Here is a 7,866-nt window from a genome sequence, read left to right on the forward strand (position 1 = left end):
GCCAATGGCCAGAGCATGACTCCGGTCTGCACAGGAATGAGCTACCGCCCATGATCCGTCTCCGTGGTCTCGACCGTGAAACGAGCGAGCGGGGATCCGCCCTGCTCATGACCATCATCTTCTCGGTGCTCGCCGGCGGCCTCATGCTCGTGCTGCTGTCCGTGCTGCTCTCCCAGGCGCAGGCCTCCGGCCTCGCGCAGAAGAACACCCGTACGGGATACGCGGCTCAGGCCGGCATCCAGGCGACCCTCTCGGTGCTGCGCTCGAGCTCGGTCAGCGTCAACGGCACCACCTATGGCGACCCGTCCCGCCTGCCGAACACGCTCAGCGGAACGGTCGACGGCCTTCCCGACAGCGCCCTCGGCTATGACGTCACGATCGACTACTACAGCACCGATCCCTCGGGGCAGTCCGACTCCTGGCTGGCCGCCAACGCCCTTCCCTACCCGCTCTCCTCCGCGTCGGGTCAGCAGCCCAAGTACGCGCGCATCGTCGCCGCGGGCAAGGACGCCGCGATCACGGGCCTCGGCGATGACGTCGCCGACCGCACCGTCTCGGCGCTCTACACCTTCACGACGACGAACGTGAACATCCCCGGCGGTCTCATCAAGAGCGCCGACTCGAGCGGATGCCTGAAGGCGGTCTCCCCGAGCGTCGGCAGCCTGATCAAGATGGTGCCGCTGTCGGAGTGCACCGATGACAGCCGCGACATGTGGGTGTACGACACCGACTACCGCATCAAGCTCGCGAACACGATCGGGACGGCCGACGTTCTGTGCATCACCGGCCAGCAGTGGGCCGCCACTCCGACCGGCGTCACGTCCAGCACCGCGAACGCCACGCTCCAGCTGTGCACCACCGAGAACAGCACCGCCCACGGCAACCAGCTCTGGAGCTGGGACTTCCCCGACTCGTGGGAGGGGCAGGACAAGACCAACTCCATCCGCTCGAACCGCTGGCTGAGCATGAGCGGTGATACGCTCGTCGACGGTCGCACCAAGGTGAAGTCCTTCGACCCCGCCCCGGCCGTGGGCGCCGGCGCGGCCAGCGCCGCGACGAAGCAGCTCGTGAACTACCGCGAATTCGGCCGATGCCTCGACGTCGCCCTCAACGTGATCGCCAGTGGCTACCTCATCGCATACCCGTGCAAGCAGGACCCGACGGGTACGGGAGCTGCGGTCAACTGGAACCATAAGTGGACCTACACCGAGCCCACCGGCACCGCCACGACGACTGCCCCGCAGGCGATCTGGGTCAAGGAGAACGAGATCCGCCCGTACTGCCTGACCGCACGTATGGGCAGCGACCCCCGCGTTCACGCGACCTCCTGCGCGACGCCCAACAACCCGACCTCGCTCAGCGCTCTGCAGCAATTCATCCGCAACGGCGACACGGGCGATAGCCGCACGAGCTACACGATCCAGTTCGCCGGCGACCCGACTCTGTGTCTGACCGCCGTCAGCACGCCCTCCACGGGCGGCGACTCCTACTCGGTCATCCAGCTGCTCTCCTGCAATGGCTCGACCGCGCAGAAGTGGAACGCCCCGGCGCAGACGATGGGCTCGTCGCTCGGCGGGTACAAGGAGATCGGATGACCGACCCGTTAATTCCGGCCTGGTTCGCCATCACCGTCACCGCGGTGTTCGGCGGGCTCATCGGGTCATTCCTCAACGTCGTCATCTGGCGTCTGCCTCGCGGAATGAGCGTCGTGCACCCGCGCAGCGCCTGCCCCGTCTGCAAGCGCCCCATTGCCTGGTACGACAACATCCCGGTGCTCTCCTACCTGGTGCTGCGCGGCCGATGCCGCACGTGCTCAACGGGAATCTCGCTGCGCTACCCGGCGGTCGAGCTGCTCACCGCCGCCGCTTTCGCCGGAGTCACGATCGGCGCTTACCAGGGTGTTTATCCGGCGGCCATCCTGCCGCTCCTGCTCTTCTGGGCAGCCGCAGGCATCGCCCTGGCGCTGATCGACCTCGACCACCACCGCCTGCCCGACGCGATCACGCTCCCGGCCTACATCGTCAGCTTCGTCTTCATCATGCTCGCCACGGCTCTCACCGGCGATCTCTCCCGGTTGCTGCCCGCTCTCATCGGTCTTATCGCTCTGAGCGGTCTGTATCTGCTGCTGGCCTTCGGCTGGCGCGAGGGCATGGGGCTCGGTGACGTCAAGCTCGCCGGTTCGCTCGGAATGACCCTCGGCTGGTTCGGGTGGCCGCAGCTCATCGTCGGCGGTTTCAGTGCGTTCATCGTCGGCGCGATCGTCGGCATCGCGCTCATCATCGCCCGTCGCGCGGGCCGCAAATCGGGCCTTCCCTTCGGCCCGTTCATGCTCATCGGCGCGGCGATCGGCATCTTCGCCGGTCAGCCGATCGCCGGCTTCTATCTCACCCTCGTGGGTCTCGCATGACCCTCGACGGTTCCACGTCAACACATCACGGAGGACACACATGGCAGGAGTAGTCGCACTCGACCTCAGCAGACGGGGGCTGCGGGGCGTGCAGATCGACGGCGCGTACACGAACCGCCCGAAGATCACGAAGTTCGGCGCGATCAACGTCGCCGACGGCGTGATCGCCGACGGCGAGATCATTGACGAGCGCCGAGGCGCCGCCGCGATCAAGGAGCTGTGGAAGTCCGCGGGCTTCTCGACCAACAAGGTCGCGCTCGGCATCTCCAACCGCAAGGTCGTCGTCCGCGAGATCACGCTCCCGGCGATGCCGACCAGCCAGCGCAAGGCCGGCCTGCGGTTCGCCGTCGAAGGCCAGGTCCCCATCGACCTCGACGACTCGATCCTCGACTTCCTGCCGCTGCGACAGTCCAGCGAAGGCGGCGAGGCCCAGCACGAGGGTCTGCTCGTCGCGACCTCGCGCAGCAGCCTCGAGATCACGGTCAACGCGATCGAGAAGGGCGGCGGATACATCGACGCCGTCGACTTCGCCGGTTTCTCGCTGCTGCGTTCCCTCACCAGTGCGAACAGCGGCACGCAGGCGCTCATCAACATCGGCGCCTCGAGCACGACCGTGGTCATCGCGACCGGCAGCATGCCCGAGTTCGTCCGCATGGTGCCCAGCGGTGGCGATGACGTCACCCGCAGCATCGAGCGCGCGCTCGGCATCAGCTTCGCCGAAGCCGAGCAGGACAAGATCACCCGCGGCCTGCAGGGCGGTGCGACCAGCGCCCGCGACATCGAGGCCGAGACGGTTCTGCGTGAGAACGTGGCGGCTCTCATCGACAGCATCCGCAACACCCTGAAGTTCTACAACAACGCGCACCCGAACAAGCCGATCGGCAACGTCGTGCTCACCGGCGGTGGCAGCCGTCTGACCGGCCTCGCCCCCGTGCTCACGCGGGCCCTCGGCCTGCCGACCGGCTACGGCGACCCGCTCGAGGCTTTCTCGGTCAGCAACAAGGTGCGCGCATCGGGCGTCGACCGCTGGGCCCTCGAGCTCGCGGCCCCCCTCGGCGTCGCAGTGGGAGAGAAGTGATGAAGAAGAAGAAGAAGGACTCCACCGAATCGGCCCCGCGGCGCGGCTTCGCCACCGTCGCGTCCGTCGCCCGCGTCGACCTGATCCCACCGATCGTCGGCATCCGGCGCAAGCAGAACGCGCAGATCCGCTCGCTCATGAGCGGACTCGTCCTTCTCGCGATCGTCGTCGTCGTCGTCAGCCTCGGGGTGTCGTTCCTCGCGAACGGCGCCGAGAAGAAGCTGACCGCCGAGCAGACCCGCGGCGCGCAGCTGATCGTCGAGCAGAACCAGTACTCCGAGGTCGCCGGCCTCAAGGCACAGCTCATCGACTACGAGACAGCCCGCTGGGCGGCGCTGTACTCCGAGGCCGACTGGGCGCGCATCATGCGCGAGCTCGACAGCTCCATGCCCGATGGCGTCGACATCACCGCCGAGGCCATCACGGTCAAGGGTCTGGGACCGATCGACATGTCCACGAAGGACCCGAACATCGTCCAGATCGACGCCCCGGGCGTCATCGAGGTCGCCTTCAGCGCCCACTCCGACATCTTCGAGTCGCCGACCGCGATCCTCAACGCCCTGGCGAAGTCGATGACCGGCTACACCAGCGCCAACGTTGAGACGGTGATCGGCGAGACGGAGGACGGTTACATCATCACGGGTACCGTCCAGCTGAACATGACCGCCCTCGGCGGCACCAGCCGCACCGGGGCGCTCGATGCCGAAATGCTCGCAGAGCTGCACAAGCAGCTCGAGCAGGTCGCCATCGCACCGCCGACGGCGCCGGCCGCGGCCGCGGAGACGACGGACGACGACGACCTGACGAGCACGGGGGAATAAGCACATGAGCAAGTACAACTTCAGCCTCATCGCCATCGGCCTGCTCGCGGCGATCATCCTCGCCGCCGGCTGGTTCGTCGGCATCAAGCCCCAGATCGACCGTATGGGCGAGGCCAACTCGCAGACCGAGAACGCCCGCCAGATCAACGATGTGCAGGCCGCGAAGAACGCCGCTCTCGCCGAGGACCACAAGCACCTCGAGGAGTACAAGTCTCAGATCGCGGCAACGCAGAACGAGATCCCGCAGACACGTTCGCAGCAGGCCCTGTTCGATCAGATCTCCGCTGCCGCTGACAACGCGAACGTCACGATGACCTCGGTCACCTTCGACACCCCGCTCGGGTACACGGCGCCCACGGGCGTCGCGATCGCCCCCGTCACCAGCGGCAGCCTCGTGGCCGTCTCGGTGTCGATCTCGGCCACGGGCGACCGCGAGCAGCTCGAGGACTTCGTCTCCCGCCTGCAGGCGTCCAAGCGCCTCGTCACGGTGATCGACAGCATCTACACCGGACCCGAAGAGGCCATCCTCATCCTGAACGGCTCCACCTGGGTCCTGCAGCCCTTCGAGTGATGCACTGATACCGCGAAAGGCGGGGCGGTCGGCACGGTTTCCGTGCGACCACCCCGCCTTCGTCGTTCCGGCCGGAGGTCAGTCGGTGTCGCCGACCTGCTTGCGCTCGTGAGTCAGCAGGGTGATCGCGAGGCCGACGGCGACGCCGAGGACCGTCTCGATGGCACGATCGGCGATGAGCTGCGTGACGGGGATCGGATGCACCAGCTGCACCATGCACAGCGCGAGCGGGGTGATGAACAGGAGCGCGAAACCATAGTTGCGGCCGACGAACATCTCGGCGCCGGCCTGGGCGATGCCGATCACGATGATGAGCACGACGGGAGAGGGGTCGAACGACAGCACAGCCCACGTGACGAGAACACCCAAGAGCGTTCCGATGACGCGCTGGATTCCACGGAGCGACCGCCCCTTGGCATCCGCCGCCGCGAGCGGAACCGTCACCGAGACCATCGCCCAGTACGGATGCCCGATACCGATCGCCGTGGCGATCGTGCCGGCGACCGCGATCGCCAGCGCATAACGAATGACGTAGTGGTGCAGGGGCCACTCCGGGGCGCCGGCGCTCGGCGCAGGGCGGGGTGCCGGCTCATGGCTGCTGCGACGCTGCCAGAGCCGAGCGATCGAGGACGTGACGAGCGTCAGCAGCAGCACGAAGGCGATCGTCGCGATGGTGACGGCGGCGGCCGGCACGAAGTCGCTCACGGTGCGCACGGATGAGGAGACACCGCCGACGGCGAACACCTGCAGGATCACACCGCCGGGATGCCAGTTGCGCCGATGCACGATGATCGCCAGCACCGTCGCGAAGATCGCGACCGCGGGAATCGCGAGCCAGTCGCGCGCCGGGGAGATTCCGACGCAGACGCCGATCAGGATCGCCGCGAGCAGCGAGGCACCCGCCTCGAGCTGCATGCGCAGGCGTCCGGGGAGCGCCTGATTGCGTCCGTACAGCGACGACATCGCACCGAAAGCGGCGTACAGAGCCCAATCGAGATGGTCTGTGGTGAAGAGCACGACGAGCGGAACGACCGCCGACAGTGTGGCTCGCAGTGCCACCGCCCACTCGCCCTGGCGGGGGTGGAAACGGGTGATGGCCTGGATCAGCGAGGTGTCAGTCATGTCATTCCATTGTCCCACCGGGCACTAGTCTCGTCCCATGCGCCGTCTTCTGCCCGCCGCCCTGATCGTCTCCGCCGTCCTCGTGACGACGTCCGGATGCTCCGCCGAGGTGGATTGGGCGGATGCCGAGGCTCAGGCCAATGCGTTCATCGAGGCGGAGCCGGAGGGGCTCGGAATCGCGTCATTGCGGCTCGCGGACGTATCAGCGGAAGAGGGCGGCAGCGTCACCCTCAGATACGACGAGCACGTCACGGTCACCGGCGTCGACGTCGCCTGCTTCGGCGATGGTCGCGCGCGGTTCGTCTACACGGCTGAGACGGAGTCCGGGTCGGTCGGCGCAGAAGCGGAGGTTCGGTGCGACGGAAGCGAGCTCGCGGTCGTCCCCCAGGACGCGATCCGCGGGGTCGGGTCGGTGAAGATCGCCGGCACACTCGTATCCGGGAGTGGCGGCTTCTTCGTCGCACGAGTGCTCGGCGAGGTCGAGTAGACCCGGCCCGCATCGCTCAGAGGCCGCGGATTCGGGCGTCCGCCCGAGCCCTCGAGAGCCAGTCGCGCACCAGCGCGCCCACGGCGCCGGGATGCTCTAGGTGAAGATTGTGTCCAGCTCCGTCGAGCACGACGAACGTGCCGCGCAGATAGTGCGCACGGTGCGCGAGGCCGTCCTCGAACCCGACGACCTGGTCCTGGCGGCCGAAGATGTGCAGGGCGGGAGCGGTGAACGGCCCCGTCGCGTCATTCTCGGGGGCGGATGCTTCGGCATAGGTCCTGCTCAGACGTTCGAGCACTCGCAGGTCGGCGCCGGCCGCGCCGGGCACCACGAAGCGGCGGAACGCCTCAAGCGTCGCCGGTGTCTGCACGACAGCCATCTCCGTGAAAGCATCCCGGTCAGCACCCGCCGCCTGCAGAACCGCTTCATCGGCGACCACGACCTCGTGCTCGGGAAGGGTGCGCAGCGCATGGTCCATCTCGAAGACGCCGGCGAGCGTGGCGAGCCCGAGGCTCTGCTCGGGCAGCGCGTGCGCGATGTGGCGCGCGACCATCGCGCCGAAGGAGTTGCCGATGATCGCGAACGGACCGCCGGCAGCGAGGTCGCGCACCTCTTCCATGACCTGATGGGCGAGCTCGCGCGGCGTACGCGCTCCGGTGTCGCTCGTACCCTCGGCCCACGGCAGATCGATGTAGACGCGCTGCCATCCGGCATCCGGGACCATGTCCTCGAGCGGCAGCATGATCCGGTGATCGACGCCGAAGCCATGGATCGCGATCAGGGGAATCCCCTCGCCGCGCGTGAGAGCAATCATCCTTCGAGGGTATCCGCGGGCCGCTCGCCCCTGCCCGTCGGCGTTCCGCCCGTCGGATGTTGCTCCCACGGTGCCGCGTGCCCGCCGCGTTCAGTGAATCGGATACCCGGTGATTCCCACGGCGTTTCACGTTCGCGAACGAACCCGACACGCCTTCTCTCGCCGCGCCCAGCCGGTTCGCGACACCTGTACGCGGCTCCGGCACGCAGCTATCGTGACGGCATGACCTACGAGGCGCGCCACATCTCCCAGACGATCCGTCGCGACCCGCAGTCCATCGCGGCATTCGCCGGATCACCCGAGAACCTGCCAGTAGTGCCCCTTAAAGTGGTGTAGCGCGCGGTGGCCGGCTCGTCTTAGGACGTGGACGCGGTCACCGTGTGATCCTTCGAGGAAACGCTCACATCCCACTCGAAAGGCATCAACACGATGACTGACTCGCCCCGGCATGTCCGGAGAGCTGTTTGCTGGTGTCAGCCGGCTCTCGTGACCGGTTCGTTGCGAGCGTAGTCGAGTTGCTCGAGCTCGAGGGGTGTGAGGTCGTCGATGGAGCCGTGGGTGCGTTC

General features: G+C 67.3%; 8 protein-coding genes. 6 read left to right on the plus strand and 2 right to left on the minus strand.

Annotation, left to right across the window (positions count from 1 at the left end; translation table 11 throughout):
* Window positions 1-50: 50 nt before the first annotated feature.
* The 5 genes from Q0Z66_RS11415 to Q0Z66_RS11435 are packed head-to-tail and all read left to right on the plus strand — an operon-like array spanning window position 51 to window position 4,877.
* On the plus strand, window positions 51-1,595 hold the full coding sequence (locus tag Q0Z66_RS11415; protein WP_298041226.1) for a hypothetical protein: 1,545 nt from the start codon (window positions 51-53) through the stop codon (window positions 1,593-1,595).
* Complete coding sequence (locus tag Q0Z66_RS11420; protein ID WP_298041228.1) at window positions 1,592-2,407, plus strand: A24 family peptidase; 816 nt, start codon at window positions 1,592-1,594, stop codon at window positions 2,405-2,407. Before Q0Z66_RS11415 ends, Q0Z66_RS11420 begins: the two co-directional genes overlap by 4 nt.
* Before the next feature lie 40 nt (window positions 2,408-2,447).
* On the plus strand, window positions 2,448-3,485 hold the full coding sequence (pilM, locus tag Q0Z66_RS11425) for a type IV pilus assembly protein PilM (RefSeq protein WP_298041230.1): 1,038 nt from the start codon (window positions 2,448-2,450) through the stop codon (window positions 3,483-3,485).
* On the plus strand, window positions 3,485-4,306 hold the full coding sequence (locus tag Q0Z66_RS11430; RefSeq protein WP_298041232.1) for a hypothetical protein: 822 nt from the start codon (window positions 3,485-3,487) through the stop codon (window positions 4,304-4,306). Before pilM ends, Q0Z66_RS11430 begins: the two co-directional genes overlap by 1 nt.
* A gap of 4 nt (window positions 4,307-4,310) precedes the next feature.
* Window positions 4,311-4,877, plus strand: coding sequence for a hypothetical protein (locus Q0Z66_RS11435; protein WP_298041234.1), 567 nt, complete (start codon window positions 4,311-4,313; stop codon window positions 4,875-4,877).
* A gap of 78 nt (window positions 4,878-4,955) precedes the next feature.
* Here the strand turns inward: Q0Z66_RS11435 and Q0Z66_RS11440 are convergent, their stop codons facing one another.
* Window positions 4,956-5,999 (minus strand): FUSC family protein, encoded by a 1,044-nt coding sequence (locus Q0Z66_RS11440; RefSeq protein ID WP_298041236.1) that lies wholly within the window; start codon window positions 5,997-5,999, stop codon window positions 4,956-4,958.
* Between the two features lie 37 nt (window positions 6,000-6,036).
* Between Q0Z66_RS11440 and Q0Z66_RS11445 the strand changes: the two genes are divergently transcribed.
* Window positions 6,037-6,486, plus strand: a complete 450-nt coding sequence (locus tag Q0Z66_RS11445) for a hypothetical protein (protein ID WP_298041238.1) — start codon at window positions 6,037-6,039, stop codon at window positions 6,484-6,486.
* Between the two features lie 16 nt (window positions 6,487-6,502).
* On the opposite strand, the gene Q0Z66_RS11450 is transcribed toward Q0Z66_RS11445, so the two are convergent.
* Window positions 6,503-7,300, minus strand: coding sequence for an alpha/beta hydrolase (locus Q0Z66_RS11450; protein WP_298041240.1), 798 nt, complete (start codon window positions 7,298-7,300; stop codon window positions 6,503-6,505).
* Window positions 7,301-7,866: the final 566 nt, after the last annotated feature.

Origin of the sequence: uncultured Microbacterium sp. (genome assembly GCF_947632095.1) — a bacterium.
Classification (GTDB): domain Bacteria; phylum Actinomycetota; class Actinomycetes; order Actinomycetales; family Microbacteriaceae; genus Microbacterium.

Coding starts and splice junctions, on each gene's coding strand:
- Q0Z66_RS11420 (WP_298041228.1), top strand. CDS start 1,592: ATGACCGACCCGTTAATTCCGGCCTGGTTCGCCATCACCGTCACCGCG.
- Q0Z66_RS11440 (WP_298041236.1), bottom strand. CDS start 5,999: ATGACTGACACCTCGCTGATCCAGGCCATCACCCGTTTCCACCCCCGC.
- Q0Z66_RS11435 (WP_298041234.1), top strand. CDS start 4,311: ATGAGCAAGTACAACTTCAGCCTCATCGCCATCGGCCTGCTCGCGGCG.
- Q0Z66_RS11450 (WP_298041240.1), bottom strand. CDS start 7,300: ATGATTGCTCTCACGCGCGGCGAGGGGATTCCCCTGATCGCGATCCAT.
- Q0Z66_RS11445 (WP_298041238.1), top strand. CDS start 6,037: ATGCGCCGTCTTCTGCCCGCCGCCCTGATCGTCTCCGCCGTCCTCGTG.
- pilM (WP_298041230.1), top strand. CDS start 2,448: ATGGCAGGAGTAGTCGCACTCGACCTCAGCAGACGGGGGCTGCGGGGC.
- Q0Z66_RS11430 (WP_298041232.1), top strand. CDS start 3,485: ATGAAGAAGAAGAAGAAGGACTCCACCGAATCGGCCCCGCGGCGCGGC.
- Q0Z66_RS11415 (WP_298041226.1), top strand. CDS start 51: ATGATCCGTCTCCGTGGTCTCGACCGTGAAACGAGCGAGCGGGGATCC.